The organism is Streptomyces sp. NPDC005761 (genome assembly GCF_040630635.1).
In the GTDB taxonomy this organism is placed as follows: domain Bacteria; phylum Actinomycetota; class Actinomycetes; order Streptomycetales; family Streptomycetaceae; genus Streptomyces.
Window position 1 is genome coordinate 190,489 of the sequence record NZ_JBEXXX010000003.1, and the last position, 14,293, is coordinate 204,781.

The 14,293-nt window shown below is 68.6% G+C and carries 22 protein-coding genes; 20 read left to right on the top strand and 2 right to left on the bottom strand.

Annotation, left to right across the window (positions count from 1 at the left end):
* Nucleotides 1-636: 636 nt before the first annotated feature.
* Together ABZ434_RS04775 and ABZ434_RS04780 are read right to left on the bottom strand one after the other, a co-directional pair.
* Nucleotides 637-2,871: a poly(A) polymerase gene (locus ABZ434_RS04775; RefSeq protein ID WP_359132080.1), complete on the bottom strand. Its 2,235-nt coding sequence runs from the start codon at nt 2,869-2,871 to the stop codon at nt 637-639.
* Nucleotides 2,871-4,559 (bottom strand): RNA ligase family protein, encoded by a 1,689-nt coding sequence (locus ABZ434_RS04780; RefSeq protein ID WP_359132082.1) that lies wholly within the window; start codon nt 4,557-4,559, stop codon nt 2,871-2,873. The genes ABZ434_RS04775 and ABZ434_RS04780 overlap by 1 nt, the downstream gene beginning before the upstream one ends.
* A gap of 506 nt (nt 4,560-5,065) precedes the next feature.
* Between ABZ434_RS04780 and rpsJ the strand changes: the two genes are divergently transcribed.
* The 20 genes from rpsJ (at nt 5,066) to rpmD (ending at nt 14,293) form a co-directional block, all read left to right on the top strand.
* The gene (gene rpsJ / locus ABZ434_RS04785) at nt 5,066-5,374 is read left to right on the top strand and encodes a 30S ribosomal protein S10 (RefSeq protein ID WP_003948644.1); all 309 of its coding nucleotides are present in this window, start codon (nt 5,066-5,068) and stop codon (nt 5,372-5,374) included.
* A 14-nt stretch (nt 5,375-5,388) separates the two neighbouring features.
* Nucleotides 5,389-6,033 (top strand): 50S ribosomal protein L3, encoded by a 645-nt coding sequence (rplC, locus tag ABZ434_RS04790; protein ID WP_136328436.1) that lies wholly within the window; start codon nt 5,389-5,391, stop codon nt 6,031-6,033.
* Nucleotides 6,034-6,037: 4 nt separating this feature from the next.
* Nucleotides 6,038-6,688 (top strand): 50S ribosomal protein L4, encoded by a 651-nt coding sequence (gene rplD / locus ABZ434_RS04795; RefSeq protein ID WP_359078345.1) that lies wholly within the window; start codon nt 6,038-6,040, stop codon nt 6,686-6,688.
* Complete coding sequence (gene rplW / locus ABZ434_RS04800) at nt 6,688-7,011, top strand: 50S ribosomal protein L23 (RefSeq protein ID WP_356322373.1); 324 nt, start codon at nt 6,688-6,690, stop codon at nt 7,009-7,011. The genes rplD and rplW overlap by 1 nt, the downstream gene beginning before the upstream one ends.
* A gap of 39 nt (nt 7,012-7,050) precedes the next feature.
* Nucleotides 7,051-7,887 carry a 50S ribosomal protein L2 gene (gene rplB / locus ABZ434_RS04805; RefSeq protein WP_024494973.1) on the top strand — a complete coding sequence of 279 codons (837 nt, stop codon included), beginning with the start codon at nt 7,051-7,053 and terminating at the stop codon, nt 7,885-7,887.
* Nucleotides 7,888-7,899: 12 nt separating this feature from the next.
* A complete protein-coding gene (gene rpsS / locus ABZ434_RS04810; protein WP_015610726.1) occupies nt 7,900-8,181 on the top strand; it encodes a 30S ribosomal protein S19 in 282 nt (93 codons plus the stop codon).
* A gap of 42 nt (nt 8,182-8,223) precedes the next feature.
* A complete protein-coding gene (gene rplV / locus ABZ434_RS04815) occupies nt 8,224-8,571 on the top strand; it encodes a 50S ribosomal protein L22 (protein ID WP_073733141.1) in 348 nt (115 codons plus the stop codon).
* The gene (gene rpsC / locus ABZ434_RS04820; protein ID WP_326738105.1) at nt 8,571-9,407 is read left to right on the top strand and encodes a 30S ribosomal protein S3; all 837 of its coding nucleotides are present in this window, start codon (nt 8,571-8,573) and stop codon (nt 9,405-9,407) included. The genes rplV and rpsC overlap by 1 nt, the downstream gene beginning before the upstream one ends.
* 5 nt (nt 9,408-9,412) lie before the next feature.
* The gene (rplP, locus tag ABZ434_RS04825; protein ID WP_003966953.1) at nt 9,413-9,832 is read left to right on the top strand and encodes a 50S ribosomal protein L16; all 420 of its coding nucleotides are present in this window, start codon (nt 9,413-9,415) and stop codon (nt 9,830-9,832) included.
* Nucleotides 9,832-10,056, top strand: a complete 225-nt coding sequence (rpmC, locus tag ABZ434_RS04830) for a 50S ribosomal protein L29 (protein ID WP_024494976.1) — start codon at nt 9,832-9,834, stop codon at nt 10,054-10,056. The genes rplP and rpmC overlap by 1 nt, the downstream gene beginning before the upstream one ends.
* Nucleotides 10,056-10,340 carry a 30S ribosomal protein S17 gene (rpsQ, locus tag ABZ434_RS04835; protein ID WP_024494977.1) on the top strand — a complete coding sequence of 95 codons (285 nt, stop codon included), beginning with the start codon at nt 10,056-10,058 and terminating at the stop codon, nt 10,338-10,340. The genes rpmC and rpsQ overlap by 1 nt, the downstream gene beginning before the upstream one ends.
* Before the next feature lie 107 nt (nt 10,341-10,447).
* Complete coding sequence (gene rplN / locus ABZ434_RS04840) at nt 10,448-10,816, top strand: 50S ribosomal protein L14 (protein WP_003966950.1); 369 nt, start codon at nt 10,448-10,450, stop codon at nt 10,814-10,816.
* Nucleotides 10,817-10,818: 2 nt separating this feature from the next.
* Nucleotides 10,819-11,142 (top strand): 50S ribosomal protein L24, encoded by a 324-nt coding sequence (gene rplX / locus ABZ434_RS04845; RefSeq protein ID WP_018550616.1) that lies wholly within the window; start codon nt 10,819-10,821, stop codon nt 11,140-11,142.
* A complete protein-coding gene (gene rplE, locus ABZ434_RS04850) occupies nt 11,142-11,699 on the top strand; it encodes a 50S ribosomal protein L5 (RefSeq protein WP_014047789.1) in 558 nt (185 codons plus the stop codon). The genes rplX and rplE overlap by 1 nt, the downstream gene beginning before the upstream one ends.
* Before the next feature lie 2 nt (nt 11,700-11,701).
* Nucleotides 11,702-11,887, top strand: a complete 186-nt coding sequence (locus ABZ434_RS04855; RefSeq protein WP_024491590.1) for a type Z 30S ribosomal protein S14 — start codon at nt 11,702-11,704, stop codon at nt 11,885-11,887.
* A 224-nt stretch (nt 11,888-12,111) separates the two neighbouring features.
* Nucleotides 12,112-12,510, top strand: a complete 399-nt coding sequence (gene rpsH, locus ABZ434_RS04860) for a 30S ribosomal protein S8 (protein ID WP_219569008.1) — start codon at nt 12,112-12,114, stop codon at nt 12,508-12,510.
* 21 nt (nt 12,511-12,531) lie between these two features.
* Nucleotides 12,532-13,071: a 50S ribosomal protein L6 gene (gene rplF / locus ABZ434_RS04865; RefSeq protein ID WP_359078351.1), complete on the top strand. Its 540-nt coding sequence runs from the start codon at nt 12,532-12,534 to the stop codon at nt 13,069-13,071.
* A 3-nt stretch (nt 13,072-13,074) separates the two neighbouring features.
* Entirely contained in the window at nt 13,075-13,458 is a 384-nt protein-coding gene (gene rplR, locus ABZ434_RS04870; protein ID WP_219569007.1) for a 50S ribosomal protein L18, read from the top strand.
* Between the two features lie 47 nt (nt 13,459-13,505).
* Nucleotides 13,506-14,111 (top strand): 30S ribosomal protein S5, encoded by a 606-nt coding sequence (gene rpsE, locus ABZ434_RS04875; RefSeq protein WP_359078354.1) that lies wholly within the window; start codon nt 13,506-13,508, stop codon nt 14,109-14,111.
* On the top strand, nt 14,111-14,293 hold the full coding sequence (gene rpmD / locus ABZ434_RS04880) for a 50S ribosomal protein L30 (RefSeq protein WP_024491595.1): 183 nt from the start codon (nt 14,111-14,113) through the stop codon (nt 14,291-14,293). The genes rpsE and rpmD overlap by 1 nt, the downstream gene beginning before the upstream one ends.

The window sequence follows — 14,293 nt, forward strand, 5'->3', positions numbered from 1 at the left end:
GTCCGGCACGGGCTCTTGGGGCCGGCGGTTCTCAGGGGGCGGGGAGCAACCGGGAGCGTCGGGGCAGACGGACGGATCGGCAGACGACTCCGACGGAGCGATCTCGGGGTCCGTCTTGCGCGACGGTCCGGAGTGCTTCGGAACGGGCGGCGGCGGAGGGATCGACTCGCCGCCGTAGGAACGAGAACCGCTGGACGGCGAACGCGTCGCGCTCTTCTTCGACACGGTGGGGCTCGGGGTTGATGGGGTGGAGCTCGGAGACGACGGAGTGGGGGACGTGTCGTCCTTGCTCGGCCCCCCTCCTGAACCGCAGGCTGCGACAAGCCACAGGGACGCCGTGAGCACGCCGAGGCGGGCTGTCCAGAAGGAGCCAGACCTCATGCGCGTTCTCCCTGTCCTCCGGTGCGAACAGAGTGGAGCGTAACGTCGTTCCTGCTGGTCAGCGGGGCCTGGCGGCATGACTGGGCGCGCACCGCTCGATCGGCGCAACGACCATGACTCTTCCGTCGGGATACAGGGGCCGGGCGTGCACCGCACATGGACAAAGGCGCCTCGTCCCAGGCCCGCCCTGACTCGGCTGCTTCTGTCCAGGCTTCGCCCCGGACGCTGATCCCCCGCCTGGGCGGGCGCTCGATGTCAGAAGGCGACGTCCCGGAACGCCCGGCCCCCGGCCGCACGCAGCGCGGCCGCCCCCGCAGGCGCCAGCGACGCCCCCCGGATGCCCCGAAGCACCTCCGCCCCGATCTCCGCCAGCCGGGTGGCGTCCGGCGGCGTCGCACCGAGGCCGATCGCGTACCCCGTGCGACCGCCGGCCGTGAGCGGACGCGGCCAGACGCGGCAGTCGGGGGCCCCCGCGTCGCCGAGCGCGACGGACAGAGTCAGGAGCCTGCCGCGCAGCCGCCCCTCGTCCGGGCCGCCCGAGGGGACGGAGGCGAGGGCCCACGACGGGTGCAGTTCACGGAGCGCAGGCGGGGCGCACAGCAAGGGGCGCGGGTCGTCACCGTCCGCCGTGCACTCCGCGGCCTCCACGATCTCCCAGGCGCGGTAGAGCTCGGCGGCGAGGACATCGCGGCCGGCGGCGGAGACCTGCGTGGTGCAGGAACGCACGGGAGCCGTCGGGGTCAGCACCGTGACAGGGCCCGCGGCACGGCCCGCGCCCACCACGTCGGCCCAGTCCCACGCCGCCCAGGTCGCGAAGAAGTGCCGGAGCAGCGCCGGCGGCGGCAGGTCCCCCGCCTCGTGCGCTGTGCGCGCCGCGAGGACGGCCCAGGCGAGGCCCGGCAGTCCGCCGCAGGGGGCGGAGTCCAGGCCCCTCGCCGTCGCCCATGCCTTGACGTCCCGGGCGAGAGCGGCGAACGCGTCCCGGTGCGGGTCCGCCGCCGCGAGCACCGCTTCGGCGTCGCTCACCGCGCTCAGGGCGACCGCCGCCGCCTCGCCCAGTCCGCTCCGGCCGGCGACCGCCTCGCCGGGGGAGAGCGCCCCGGTGGCCACGGTGACCAGGTCGACCCGGAGGCCGTCGAGGTGCCAGCGCAGACCGGGCACCCGGGCACCCGACACCTCGCGGAGGGCCCGGGCCTCCGGGAACGCGGCGGCCAGTCGTTGCCGCACACGTGCCGGATCGGGGGCGCCCGGCAGCGCGGCCACCAGGTCCAGGTCCGCACCGGGCAGCGCGCAGCCCATGCGCCGGGAGCCGACGACGTGGACGTGTGCGTCGGGCAGGGCCGCGGTGACCCGCTCGGTGATGCGACCGGTATCGGCATCGGCGGTCGCAGGGGCCGGGCCCAGCTCCACCCGTACCCCGTAGTGATCGGAGATGTACAGGCCCTCCGGGCCGGGCGCCTCGCCCGTCAGGGCCGCCGCCCGGGCGTGCAGTCGCTCCGTGCGCAGCAGCACCCTGTCCAGGCGGGAGACATGGCCGGCCAGGGAGGAGACGGCCGCCAGCGGGTTGACGGAGGGGTCGAAGGTGGGAGTGGTGTCGGCGGGGCCGTGCACCGCGCTCCAGGCGTCCGTCATCGCCAGCCGGGTCTGCGGGCGGTCGCCACCGTCGTTGAAGTCGCCGACGAGCAGCAGTTCGCCGTCCACGCCCGCCAACACGGTTGCCAGGTCGGCGAGTTCTGCGTCACGGCGCGTGGCGCCGGCGGGGGAGTGGTCGCTGCTGAGGTGGGTCACGGCCACCGTGACGGGGCCCTCGGCCGTGTCCACGACGCCCGCCGCCACCGCTTTGTGCGGGCCCAGGGAGTAGAGACCCGCCTCACTCACCGGCAGCCGGCTGAGCAGCAGCAGGCCGCAGTCCGCCACGTCGCGGCCGGCCGGTTCGGTGGCGAGGACGTACCCGTCGCGCACCCATGCGCAGTCGAGCAGCAGATCCAGCAGCGCGGGCTCCACCTCCTGGAGCGCGATGACGTCCGCGTCGGCCGTGCGCAGCGCGTCGAGCAGGAGCGGGCGGCGCCGGGCGGTGTCGATGCGGTCGCTGTCGTACCGGTCCCAGAGGGTGTTCCAGGTGAGCACGGTCAGCGGGGCGGCTGAGCTCGGAGGCCCGGGGGTGGCCGGTTCCCAGGCGCCCGTGGCCGGGGAGAAGGCGTGCGGGACGCGGGAGGCGAAGTACGGGGACGGCAGGCGGCGTGGATCGCGTATCCGGCCCGCCTCCGTCGCGTCGATCCGGTCCACGCCCGAGGAGCGGTCCCACACCGTTTCGCCGTCCGCCTCGAAGAACAGCACCCGGTGCCAGGGGATGTCGCCGCCCGGGGTGAACCGCTCCAGAGGCACCCGCTTGGGGTCACGGCCGCGCTGGGCCACGCCCAGGACGAAGCGGGCCGGGTCGAACCGGGCGTCCCAGCGGACCCGGTGGTAGATCTCCTCGCTCGTACGCATCAGGTCCGGTCCTCCACGGTTCCGCTCGTTCCGATGTACCAGGTGCGGTGGGCCTGACCGGGATAAGGGGGTGCGAAGCGGTTCAGCTGGGAGGCCAGGACCTCCGGGGGCACGGGGTGGGCGCGCCGCCCGTTTCGCGCGCTCAGCTCGTCCGCGTCCACCCACGCCACAGCATGGGTGACCAGGGCGTCCCTGCGCCCCGCCACCGCGTGGACCAGGGAGCGCTGGTGCGGGTTGAGAGAGGTGGCGTCCCAGACCACGGTGGCGCCGGGGACGAGCGCGGAGTCCAGGTGCCGCAGGCCCTCGCGCAGGACGTCCGCGTTGGCACTCTGGTCGGCGCGTGATCCGCGGGACCGACGCAGGTCGTCGAGCGAGATGTACGTGGCGATGCCCGGCAGGCCGCGGCCGAAGGTGCTCTTCCCGCTGCCTGAGGGCCCGACCAGGTGGATCAGGGAGGGGAAGGCCCCGGACCGCCACCGCCAGGTCGCGGCGACCGCTTCCTCCGCGGTGATGACGCGTCCCAGCGCGTACGCCGTGCGGGCCTGCGCCAGACAGCGGTCGGCGGCCTCCGGCTCCAGGCCGGCGAAGGCCTCGGCCAGTCCGGCCGGTTCGGCCACGTCCTGGGCATGCAGGGCCGACCACTCCACCTGTTCGCGCGCCTCGGGCCCCTCGGCCAGTACACCGGCCAGCGCGTGCAGGACCGTGAGGTCGGCGGCGAGCGCCATCCTGGCCAGGCCGGCGTGGCGGTCGTCGTCCGGGTGGGGGCGGTGCAGGGAGGGGGACAGCCCGACGAGGTCCGCGACGCGACGGGCGAGCGGCATGCCGAGCGGTCCGGCGAGCGCCGGAGCGAGTGCGGCCCGGCGGGTGCGGTGCAGCAGGGCGGCGAGAACCCCGGCCAGCCGGTCGTCGCCGGTGCGGCCCAGCGCGTCCAGGGCGTCGGCCGTGGCGAGGGCGGCCGGCGCGTCGCCGATGCCGGTGGACCGGGCGGCCCCGGTGCCCGCCGCGGCGGCGAGGGCCGCCGGGTCCACCGGGGCGCCCGAGCGGACGGCCCAGAGGGGGGCGGCCGGGCCCAGCCCGTTCTCCACCACCTCGGCGTGCATCCAGTGGGTGTCCGTCGTCACATGGCCGGGCCGCACCCATTTGGCCACCCGCCGCTTGAACGCCGGGGCCGGAAAGCTCTCGGCAGGGCGGACGACGTATCCCTCCTGGCGTTCCGTGTCCGGCCGCAGCGCGCGCAGCGTCCTCTCGGCCCGGGCGTCGAACACGCCGCGCCACAGCACGGGCGGCGTGGGGATCCCCAGGTCCCGCAGGAAGTCCACGGTCAGGTCCCAGTCCAGGCAGACCTCGCCGTCCCAGACGGAGAAGCCGTAGAAGTGGCTCGCGAGGTCCTCGTACGGGATGGAGTGGCGGGCGAACATGTTCTCGCCGCAGATCCGCCACCCCGCCGGGATGCGCGGGCCGATGCGGCTCTGGAGTGCTTTGACCCATCCGCGGGAGGGGTGGTGCGCAGAGTCGAGGGAGCGGGCGTGCAGCCCGTCGGCGTACAGCGTGGTGTTCTCGCCGTCCAGCTTCTCCGTGACCACGACCTGCGAGCCGGTCAGCCCGGCGAGGTCGGCCAGACGTACATCGTCCGAGGTGGCCCCGGGGGACCAGGGGAGATGCGGGGTCCGTGGATAGTGCGTACGCATGTTCTGTGCCCCCGTGAGTCGCCGTCCCGGCCGGTCACACTAGGGGCGGGGGACCGCGACCCTCGACCGAATATTCCGGCAGGCGGCGCAGGGCGGGCCGTCGCGGTTCGTGCCCGCGTTTGACCACGGCGGCGCGGGGGGTAAGATCCTCCGCCCGATTGGCCAGGCTCGTGCCCCGTATGGCACACTGACCAGGTTGCTCGGTTGAGTGTCAATGCTGCGCGCCTCCCGCCGGGAGGACCGGAAGCGAGTCCCACAGTACTCGTCGGCCCTGTAAGGGCCGGACGTACGGGAATCTTTCGGGAAGCGTATGTGTGGCACCGGCCAGGCGCCCGGTGGGGTTTCACCCCCGGCAGCGCGGTCTCAGGCCCGCACCCCCTTGGTTGGGAAATCCTTCGGGACTTCTGCGTAGAGGGGATGCGACACGCCCGACCGCGTGGGTCGGAGGTGGAGTTACCAGAACCTCGGGTTCCAGAGCGTTACGAGAGACAGGACTACTAGTAGCCATGGCGGGACAGAAGATCCGCATCCGGCTCAAGGCCTACGACCACGAGGTCATCGACTCCTCGGCGAAGAAGATCGTCGAGACGGTGACCCGCACTGGTGCGTCGGTCGCGGGCCCGGTGCCGCTGCCCACTGAGAAGAACGTGTACTGCGTCATCAAGTCGCCGCACAAGTACAAGGACTCTCGCGAGCACTTCGAGATGCGCACGCACAAGCGCCTCATCGACATTCTCGACCCCACCCCGAAGACGGTTGACTCGCTGATGCGCCTCGACCTGCCGGCTGGCGTCGACATCGAGATCAAGCTCTGAAGGGACGGGCCGAGATGAGCAAGAACATCAAGGGCGTCCTGGGCGAGAAGCTCGGCATGACCCAGGTCTGGGACGAGAACAACCGGGTTGTCCCGGTGACCGTCGTCAAGGCCGGGCCGTGCGTCGTGACGCAGGTTCGTACGAACGACAGCGACGGCTACGAGTCGGTCCAGATCGCCTTCGGCGAGATCGACCCGCGCAAGGTGAACAAGCCCCTCAAGGGCCACTTCGCCAAGGCCGACGTGACCCCGCGCCGCCACCTGGTGGAGCTCCGCACCCCTGACGCGAGCGAGTACACGCTCGGCCAGGAGATCACCGCCCAGGTGTTCGAGTCCGGCGTCAAGGTTGACGTCACGGGCAAGAGCAAGGGCAAGGGCTTCGCCGGTGTCATGAAGCGTCACAACTTCAAGGGCCTCGGCGCCGGACACGGCGTCCAGCGCAAGCACCGTTCCCCCGGTTCGATCGGTGGCTGCGCCACCCCTGGGCGTGTCTTCAAGGGCATGCGCATGGCCGGCCGGATGGGCAACGAGCGCGTCACCACCCAGAACCTGACCATCCACGCGGTTGACGCGGAGAAGGGTCTGCTGCTCATCAAGGGCGCGGTCCCCGGTCCGAACGGCGGCCTCGTCCTGGTCCGTACCGCGGCCAAGGGGGCTTGAGGTAATGAGCACCATTGACATCCTTTCGCCGGCAGGCGACAAGGCCGGTACCGTCGAGCTCCCCGCGGAGATCTTCGACGCGAAGACCAGCGTTCCGCTGATCCACCAGGTCGTTGTCGCACAGCTGGCAGCTGCCCGTCAGGGCACGCACTCGACCAAGCGTCGCGGCGAAGTCCGTGGTGGTGGGCGCAAGCCTTACCGCCAGAAGGGCACCGGCCGCGCGCGCCAGGGTTCGACCCGCGCGCCGCAGTTCGTCGGCGGTGGCGTCGTGCACGGCCCCAAGCCGCGCGACTACTCGCAGCGCACCCCGAAGAAGATGAAGGCCGCCGCCCTGCGCGGTGCCCTCTCGGACCGGGCGCGTCACTCCCGCATCCACGTCGTCACCGGCGTGATCGAGAGTGGGATCTCCACCAAGTCCGTCAAGACGCTGCTCGGCAAGATCTCGGAGCGCAACAACGTGCTTCTGGTCGTCGAGCGCAGCGACGAGGCCGCGTGGCTCTCCGCGCGCAACCTGCCCCAGGTGCACATCCTGGACCCGGGCCAGCTGAACACGTACGACGTGATCGTCTCTGACGACGTGGTCTTCACCCAGGCCGCTTTCGAGTCCTTCGTGTCTGGCCCCCAGACCGCTGAGACCGAAGGGAGCGACGCCTGATGAGTGAGGCGACCGTTACCAGCAAGACCTACGACGACCCGCGTGACGTTCTCGTCAAGCCGGTTGTCTCGGAGAAGAGCTACGCGCTGCTCGACGAGAACAAGTACACGTTCATCGTCGCGCCCGGCTCCAACAAGACCCAGATCAAGCAGGCCGTGGAAGCGGTCTTCTCGGTCAAGGTCACCGGGGTCAACACGATCAACCGTCAGGGTAAGCGCAAGCGCACCAAGACCGGTTTCGGCAAGCGCGCCGACACGAAGCGCGCCATCGTGACCCTCGCTGAGGGCGACCGTATCGACATCTTCGGCGGCCCGACCTCCTAACGGAGGTCGAGTCGTCCGGAATCGGACGAGGACTGAGAAATGGGTATCCGCAAGTACAAGCCGACGACCCCGGGCCGTCGTGGCTCCAGCGTCGCCGACTTTGTCGAGATCACGCGGTCCACGCCGGAGAAGTCGCTGGTCCGCCCCCTGCACAGCAAGGGCGGCCGTAACAACACCGGTCGTGTGACCGTTCGCCACCAGGGTGGTGGCCACAAGCGCGCCTACCGCGTGATCGACTTCCGTCGTCACGACAAGGACGGCGTGCCGGCCAAGGTCGCGCACATCGAGTACGACCCGAACCGCACCGCGCGCATCGCGCTCCTGCACTACGCCGACGGCGAGAAGCGCTACATCATCGCGCCGCGCGGCCTGGGTCAGGGCGACCGTGTCGAGAACGGCCCGGCCGCCGACATCAAGCCCGGTAACAACCTGGCGCTGCGCAACATCCCGGTCGGTACGACCATCCACGCCATCGAGCTGCGGCCCGGCGGCGGCGCGAAGTTCGCCCGTTCCGCGGGTGCCTCCGTGCAGCTGCTGGCGAAGGAGGGCACCATGGCCCACCTTCGTATGCCGTCGGGTGAGATCCGTCTGGTCGACGCGCGCTGCCGCGCCACGATCGGCGAGGTCGGCAACGCCGAGCAGTCGAACATCAACTGGGGCAAGGCCGGTCGCATGCGCTGGAAGGGCGTTCGCCCGTCCGTCCGCGGTGTTGCGATGAACCCGGTCGACCACCCGCACGGTGGTGGTGAAGGCAAGACCTCCGGTGGACGTCACCCGGTCTCGCCGTGGGGTCAGAAGGAGGGTCGTACTCGCTCGCCGAAGAAGGCATCGAGCAAGTACATCGTCCGCCGCCGCAAGACGAACAAGAAGCGCTAGGAGCGGGTTTAGATGCCGCGCAGTCTCAAGAAGGGGCCCTTCGTCGACGGCCACCTCGTCAAGAAGGTGGACGTCCAGAACGAAGCTGGCACCAAGAACGTCATCAAGACCTGGTCCCGTCGCTCGATGATCATCCCGGCCATGCTGGGTCACACCATCGCGGTGCACAACGGCAAGATCCACGTCCCGGTGTTCGTCACCGAGTCGATGGTCGGCCACAAGCTCGGCGAGTTCTCGCCGACTCGCACCTTCCGCGGCCACGTCAAGGACGACCGGAAGTCGAAGCGCCGCTAGCGCGGGGTGGAAACGACTATGACTCACACCGAAGGGACAACCATGGAAGCCAGGGCCCAGGCGCGGTACATCCGCGTCACGCCCATGAAGGCCCGCCGAGTGGTGGACCTCATCCGTGGCATGGATGCCACGGAGGCTCAGGCGGTCCTGCGTTTCGCCCCGCAGGCCGCGAGCGTGCCGGTTGGCAAGGTGCTCGACAGCGCCATTGCCAACGCTGCACACAACTACGACCACCCTGACGCTTCTTCGCTGGTCATCAGCGAGGCGTTCGTGGACGAGGGCCCGACCCTGAAGCGGTTCCGTCCGCGTGCTCAGGGCCGTGCCTACCGGATCCGTAAGCGGACCAGCCACATCACCGTGGTCGTCAGCAGCAAGGAAGGAACCCGGTAATGGGCCAGAAGGTAAACCCGCACGGGTTCCGGCTCGGCATTACCACGGACTTCAAGTCCCGTTGGTACGCCGACAAGCTGTACAAGGACTACGTCAAGGAAGACGTTGCCATTCGTCGCATGATGACGAAGGGCATGGAGCGAGCCGGCATCTCGAAGGTTGAGATCGAGCGCACCCGCGACCGCGTCCGCGTTGACATCCACACCGCCCGCCCGGGCATCGTCATCGGTCGCCGTGGCGCCGAGGCCGATCGCATCCGTGGCGAGCTGGAGAAGCTGACCGGCAAGCAGGTCCAGCTGAACATCCTCGAGGTCAAGAACCCCGAGGTGGACGCTCAGCTGGTGGCCCAGGCCGTCGCCGAGCAGCTCTCCTCCCGCGTCTCCTTCCGTCGTGCCATGCGCAAGAGCATGCAGAGCACGATGAAGGCCGGCGCCAAGGGCATCAAGATCCAGTGCGGCGGTCGCCTCGGCGGCGCCGAGATGTCCCGCTCGGAGTTCTACCGCGAGGGCCGCGTGCCCCTGCACACCCTCCGTGCGAACGTCGACTACGGCTTCTTCGAGGCCAAGACGACCTTCGGCCGCATCGGCGTGAAGGTCTGGATCTACAAGGGCGACGTCAAGAACATCGCCGAGGTCCGCGCCGAGAACGCTGCTGCCCGTGCGGGCAACCGCCCGGCCCGTGGCGGCGCTGACCGTCCGGCCGGCCGCGGTGGCCGTGGTGGCGAGCGTGGCGGTCGCGGCCGCAAGCCGCAGCAGTCGGCTCCGGCCGCCGAGGCCCCCAAGGCCGACGCGACCGCCGCTGCTCCGGCGGCTGAGAGCACCGGAACGGAGGCCTGACCGAAATGCTGATCCCCCGTAGGGTCAAGCACCGCAAGCAGCACCACCCGAAGCGCAGCGGTATGTCCAAGGGTGGCACGCAGGTTGCGTTCGGCGAGTACGGCATCCAGGCGCTGACCCCGGCGTACGTGACGAACCGTCAGATCGAGTCCGCTCGTATCGCGATGACCCGTCACATCAAGCGTGGCGGCAAGGTCTGGATCAACATCTACCCGGACCGTCCCCTGACGAAGAAGCCTGCCGAGACCCGCATGGGTTCCGGTAAGGGTTCCCCCGAGTGGTGGATCGCGAACGTCAAGCCGGGTCGGGTGATGTTCGAGCTGTCCTACCCGAACGAGAAGATTGCTCGTGAGGCGCTCACCCGCGCTGCTCACAAGCTTCCGATGAAGTGCCGGATTGTTCGGCGCGAGGCAGGTGAGTCGTGATGTCGGCCGGTACCAAGACGTCCGAGCTGCGCGAGCTGGGCAACGAGGAGCTCCTCAACAAGCTCCGCGAGGCCAAGGAAGAGCTGTTCAACCTCCGCTTCCAGGCGGCGACCGGACAGCTCGAGAACCACGGCCGGCTCAAGTCCGTCCGTAAGGACATCGCCCGGATCTACACCCTGATGCGCGAGCGCGAGCTCGGCATCGAGACGGTGGAGAGCGTCTGATGAGCGAGAAGACTGTGACTGAGACGAACACTGACCGCGGTTTCCGTAAGACCCGTGAGGGTCTGGTCGTCAGCGACAAGATGGACAAGACCGTCGTCGTCGCTGTCGAGGACCGCGTCAAGCACGCGCTGTACGGCAAGGTCATCCGCCGTACGAACAAGCTCAAGGCTCACGACGAGCAGAACGCCGCCGGCGTCGGCGACCGTGTCATCCTCATGGAGACCCGGCCGCTGTCCGCCACGAAGCGGTGGCGCGTCGTCGAGATCCTCGAGAAGGCCAAGTAATTCCTGAGGGGCATTCCCCTCAGGCAGGTTCCGCCAGGCTCGGCGGGGGTTCGCTCCGGTAACGGAGCGGCCCCCGCCGGGAACCGGCAGACGATCAGGAGATAGACGTGATCCAGCAGGAGTCGCGACTGCGTGTCGCCGACAACACGGGTGCGAAGGAAATTCTCACCATCCGTGTTCTCGGTGGCTCGGGTCGCCGCTACGCGGGCATCGGTGACGTCATCGTCGCCACCGTCAAGGACGCGATCCCCGGTGGCAACGTGAAGAAGGGTGACGTCGTCAAGGCCGTCATCGTTCGCACCGTCAAGGAGCGTCGTCGTCAGGATGGCTCGTACATCCGCTTCGACGAGAACGCCGCCGTCATTCTGAAGAACGACGGCGACCCCCGCGGCACCCGTATCTTCGGCCCGGTGGGCCGTGAGCTGCGCGAGAAGAAGTTCATGAAGATCATCTCGCTCGCGCCGGAGGTGCTGTAAGCATGAAGATCAAGAAGGGCGACCTGGTTCAGGTCATCACCGGTAAGGACAAGGGCAAGCAGGGCAAGGTCATCGTTGCCTACCCTGCTCAGGACCGCGTCCTCGTCGAGGGTGTCAACCGGGTCAAGAAGCACACGAAGGCCGGTCAGACCGCTCGCGGTTCGCAGACCGGTGGCATTGTGACGACCGAGGCCCCCGTCCACGTCAGCAACGTGCAGCTGGTTGTTGAGAAGGACGGCAACAAGGTCGTTACTCGCGTCGGCTACCGCTTTGACGACGAGGGCAACAAGATCCGCGTTGCCAAGCGCACCGGTGAGGACATCTGATGACTACCACCACTGCGCCGCGTCTCAAGACGCGCTACCGCGAGGAAATCGCCGGCAAGCTGCGTGAGGAGTTCTCCTACGAGAACGTCATGCAGGTTCCCGGTCTGGTCAAGATCGTGGTCAACATGGGTGTGGGCGACGCCGCCCGCGACTCCAAGCTGATCGATGGCGCCGTGCGCGACCTCACCACGATCACCGGTCAGAAGCCGGCCGTCACCAAGGCCCGCAAGTCGATCGCGCAGTTCAAGCTGCGCGAGGGGCAGCCGATCGGCTGCCACGTCACCCTCCGTGGTGACCGCATGTGGGAGTTCCTGGACCGTACGCTGTCGCTCGCGCTGCCGCGTATCCGTGACTTCCGTGGCCTGTCGCCGAAGCAGTTCGACGGCCGTGGCAACTACACCTTCGGTCTCACGGAGCAGGTCATGTTCCACGAGATCGACCAGGACAAGATCGACCGGGTCCGGGGCATGGACATCACCGTGGTCACCACGGCGACCAATGACGACGAGGGTCGTGCCCTCCTTCGTCACCTCGGCTTCCCGTTCAAGGAGAACTGACCGTGGCGAAGAAGTCCCTGATCGCTAAGGCCGCCCGCAAGCCGAAGTTCGGCGTCCGCGGGTACACCCGCTGCCAGCGCTGCGGCCGGCCCCACTCCGTCTACCGCAAGTTCGGCCTGTGCCGCGTGTGCCTTCGTGAGATGGCTCACCGTGGCGAGCTGCCGGGCGTGACCAAGAGCTCCTGGTAACTCTCCTTCGCCCTTTGGGCGTTGGGATTACCCGGAGACTCTCGGTAAGTATCTGGTCGGCAGGAGCCCGCCCGCACATGCCGTAGGCTTGTGTGGTTGGGCGCCTGCCGCCCAAGACCGACTTACTACGCCGTAGGTCCCCGCACCGCACCCGTCCCACCACTGAGTGGGGAGAGGGATGGCGCATACAGGAAACCCCGGCGAGAGAGGCCGAAGGCCAACTCATGACCATGACTGATCCCATCGCAGACATGCTCACGCGTCTGCGTAACGCGAACTCGGCGTATCACGACGACGTCAAGATGCCGCACAGCAAGATCAAGTCGCACATCGCGGAGATCCTCCAGCAGGAGGGCTTCATCACCGGCTGGAAGGTCGAGGACGCCGAGGTCGGCAAGACCCTCGTGCTCGACCTGAAGTTCGGTCCGAACCGCGAGCGTTCGATCGCCGGCATCAAGCGTATTTCGAAGCCGGGTCTGCGTGTATACGCAAAGTCCACCAATCTGCCGAAGGTTCTCGGCGGCCTGGGCGTGGCGATCATCTCCACGTCCCACGGTCTCCTGACCGGCCAGCAGGCCAGCAAGAAGGGCGTAGGTGGGGAAGTCCTCGCCTACGTCTGGTAGTCGGGAACGGAGGAAAAGCTCATGTCGCGAATCGGCAAGCTCCCCATCCAGGTTCCCGCCGGTGTGGACGTCACCATCGATGGCCGTACGGTCGCGGTGAAGGGGCCCAAGGGCTCCCTCTCGCACACCGTTGCCGCGCCGATCGAGGTCACCAAGGGTGAGGACGGCGTCCTGAACGTCATCCGCCCGAACGACGAGCGTCAGAACAAGGCCCTTCACGGCCTGTCCCGCACGCTGGTGGCGAACATGATCACCGGCGTGACCACGGGATACATCAAGGCGCTCGAGATCAGTGGTGTCGGTTACCGCGTCCAGGCGAAGGGCTCCAATCTGGAGTTCGCCCTGGGCTACAGCCACCCGATCCTCATCGAGGCCCCCGAAGGCATCACCTTCAAGGTCGAGTCGCCCACGAAGTTCAGCGTCGAGGGCATCGACAAGCAGAAGGTCGGCGAGGTCTCGGCGAAGATCCGCAAGCTGCGGAAGCCTGACCCGTACAAGGCCAAGGGCGTCAAGTACGCCGGCGAGGTTATCCGCCGCAAGGTCGGAAAGGCGGGTAAGTAAGCCATGGCATACGGTGTAAAGATTGCCAAGGGTGACGCCTACAAGCGTGCCGCCCTCAAGCGCCGCCACATCCGCGTGCGGAAGCACATCTCGGGTTCGCCCGAGCGCCCGCGCCTGGTTGTGACGCGTTCGAACCGTCACATGGTCGCTCAGGTCATCGACGACATCGCGGGCCACACGCTCGCGTCGGCGTCGACGCTTGACGCTTCCATCCGCGGTGGCGAGGGTGACAAGAGTGCCCTCGCCAAGCAGGTCGGGGCCCTGGTCGCCGAGCGCGCCAAGGCCGCAGGCGTCGAGGCCGTCGTGTTTGACCGCGGTGGTAACCAGTACGCCGGGCGGATTGCCGCTCTGGCTGACGCCGCCCGTGAAGCCGGGCTGAAGTTCTAAGCCCCGGTTCCTACGCACAGCGGACGTAACAGAGAGAGGTAATTCCAATGGCTGGACCCCAGCGCCGCGGAAGCGGTGCCGGTGGCGGCGAGCGGCGGGACCGGAAGGGCCGTGACGGTGGCCCCAGCGCCGCCGAGAAGACCGCGTACGTCGAGCGAGTCGTCGCGATCAACCGCGTCGCCAAGGTCGTAAAGGGTGGTCGCCGCTTCAGCTTCACCGCGCTCGTCGTGGTGGGCGATGGCGACGGCAGTGTCGGTGTCGGATACGGCAAGGCCAAGGAAGTTCCCGCGGCCATCGCCAAGGGCGTTGAAGAGGCCAAGAAGAACTTCTTCAAGGTTCCGCGTATCCAGGGCACGATCCCTCACCCGATCCAGGGCGAGAAGGCTGCGGGCGTCGTTCTGCTCAAGCCTGCTTCCCCCGGTACCGGTGTGATCGCGGGTGGCCCGGTGCGCGCCGTTCTGGAGTGCGCCGGCGTTCACGACATCCTGTCGAAGTCGCTCGGGTCTTCGAACCCGATCAACATCGTGCACGCGACCGTGGCGGCCCTCCAGGGCCTGCAGCGTCCCGAGGAGATCGCGGCCCGCCGCGGTCTGCCCCTCGAGGACGTCGCCCCCGCGGCTCTGCTTCGTGCTCGTGCGGGAGCGGGTGCGTAATGGCCCGTCTCAAGATCACGCAGACGAAGTCGTACATCGGCAGCAAGCAGAACCACCGCGACACCCTGCGTTCGCTCGGGCTCAAGCGCCTGCACGACGTGGTTGTCAAGGAGGACCGCCCCGAGTTCCGCGGAATGGCTAACACCGTCCGCCACCTCGTGACGGTTGAGGAGGTCGACTGA

What these genes read in the sequence shown, in the direction of transcription:
- rplR (WP_219569007.1), top strand. Translation starts at nt 13,075, where the DNA reads ATGGCATACGGTGTAAAGATTGCCAAGGGTGACGCCTACAAGCGTGCC.
- rpmC (WP_024494976.1), top strand. Translation starts at nt 9,832, where the DNA reads ATGTCGGCCGGTACCAAGACGTCCGAGCTGCGCGAGCTGGGCAACGAG.
- rplC (WP_136328436.1), top strand. Translation starts at nt 5,389, where the DNA reads ATGAGCAAGAACATCAAGGGCGTCCTGGGCGAGAAGCTCGGCATGACC.
- rpsQ (WP_024494977.1), top strand. Translation starts at nt 10,056, where the DNA reads ATGAGCGAGAAGACTGTGACTGAGACGAACACTGACCGCGGTTTCCGT.
- rpmD (WP_024491595.1), top strand. Translation starts at nt 14,111, where the DNA reads ATGGCCCGTCTCAAGATCACGCAGACGAAGTCGTACATCGGCAGCAAG.
- rplW (WP_356322373.1), top strand. Translation starts at nt 6,688, where the DNA reads ATGAGTGAGGCGACCGTTACCAGCAAGACCTACGACGACCCGCGTGAC.
- rplB (WP_024494973.1), top strand. Translation starts at nt 7,051, where the DNA reads ATGGGTATCCGCAAGTACAAGCCGACGACCCCGGGCCGTCGTGGCTCC.
- rpsC (WP_326738105.1), top strand. Translation starts at nt 8,571, where the DNA reads ATGGGCCAGAAGGTAAACCCGCACGGGTTCCGGCTCGGCATTACCACG.
- rpsS (WP_015610726.1), top strand. Translation starts at nt 7,900, where the DNA reads ATGCCGCGCAGTCTCAAGAAGGGGCCCTTCGTCGACGGCCACCTCGTC.
- rpsH (WP_219569008.1), top strand. Translation starts at nt 12,112, where the DNA reads ATGACCATGACTGATCCCATCGCAGACATGCTCACGCGTCTGCGTAAC.
- ABZ434_RS04775 (WP_359132080.1), bottom strand. Translation starts at nt 2,871, where the DNA reads ATGCGTACGAGCGAGGAGATCTACCACCGGGTCCGCTGGGACGCCCGG.
- rpsE (WP_359078354.1), top strand. Translation starts at nt 13,506, where the DNA reads ATGGCTGGACCCCAGCGCCGCGGAAGCGGTGCCGGTGGCGGCGAGCGG.
- ABZ434_RS04780 (WP_359132082.1), bottom strand. Translation starts at nt 4,559, where the DNA reads ATGCGTACGCACTATCCACGGACCCCGCATCTCCCCTGGTCCCCCGGG.
- rplV (WP_073733141.1), top strand. Translation starts at nt 8,224, where the DNA reads ATGGAAGCCAGGGCCCAGGCGCGGTACATCCGCGTCACGCCCATGAAG.
- rplP (WP_003966953.1), top strand. Translation starts at nt 9,413, where the DNA reads ATGCTGATCCCCCGTAGGGTCAAGCACCGCAAGCAGCACCACCCGAAG.
- rplD (WP_359078345.1), top strand. Translation starts at nt 6,038, where the DNA reads ATGAGCACCATTGACATCCTTTCGCCGGCAGGCGACAAGGCCGGTACC.
- rplF (WP_359078351.1), top strand. Translation starts at nt 12,532, where the DNA reads ATGTCGCGAATCGGCAAGCTCCCCATCCAGGTTCCCGCCGGTGTGGAC.
- rpsJ (WP_003948644.1), top strand. Translation starts at nt 5,066, where the DNA reads ATGGCGGGACAGAAGATCCGCATCCGGCTCAAGGCCTACGACCACGAG.
- rplX (WP_018550616.1), top strand. Translation starts at nt 10,819, where the DNA reads ATGAAGATCAAGAAGGGCGACCTGGTTCAGGTCATCACCGGTAAGGAC.
- rplE (WP_014047789.1), top strand. Translation starts at nt 11,142, where the DNA reads ATGACTACCACCACTGCGCCGCGTCTCAAGACGCGCTACCGCGAGGAA.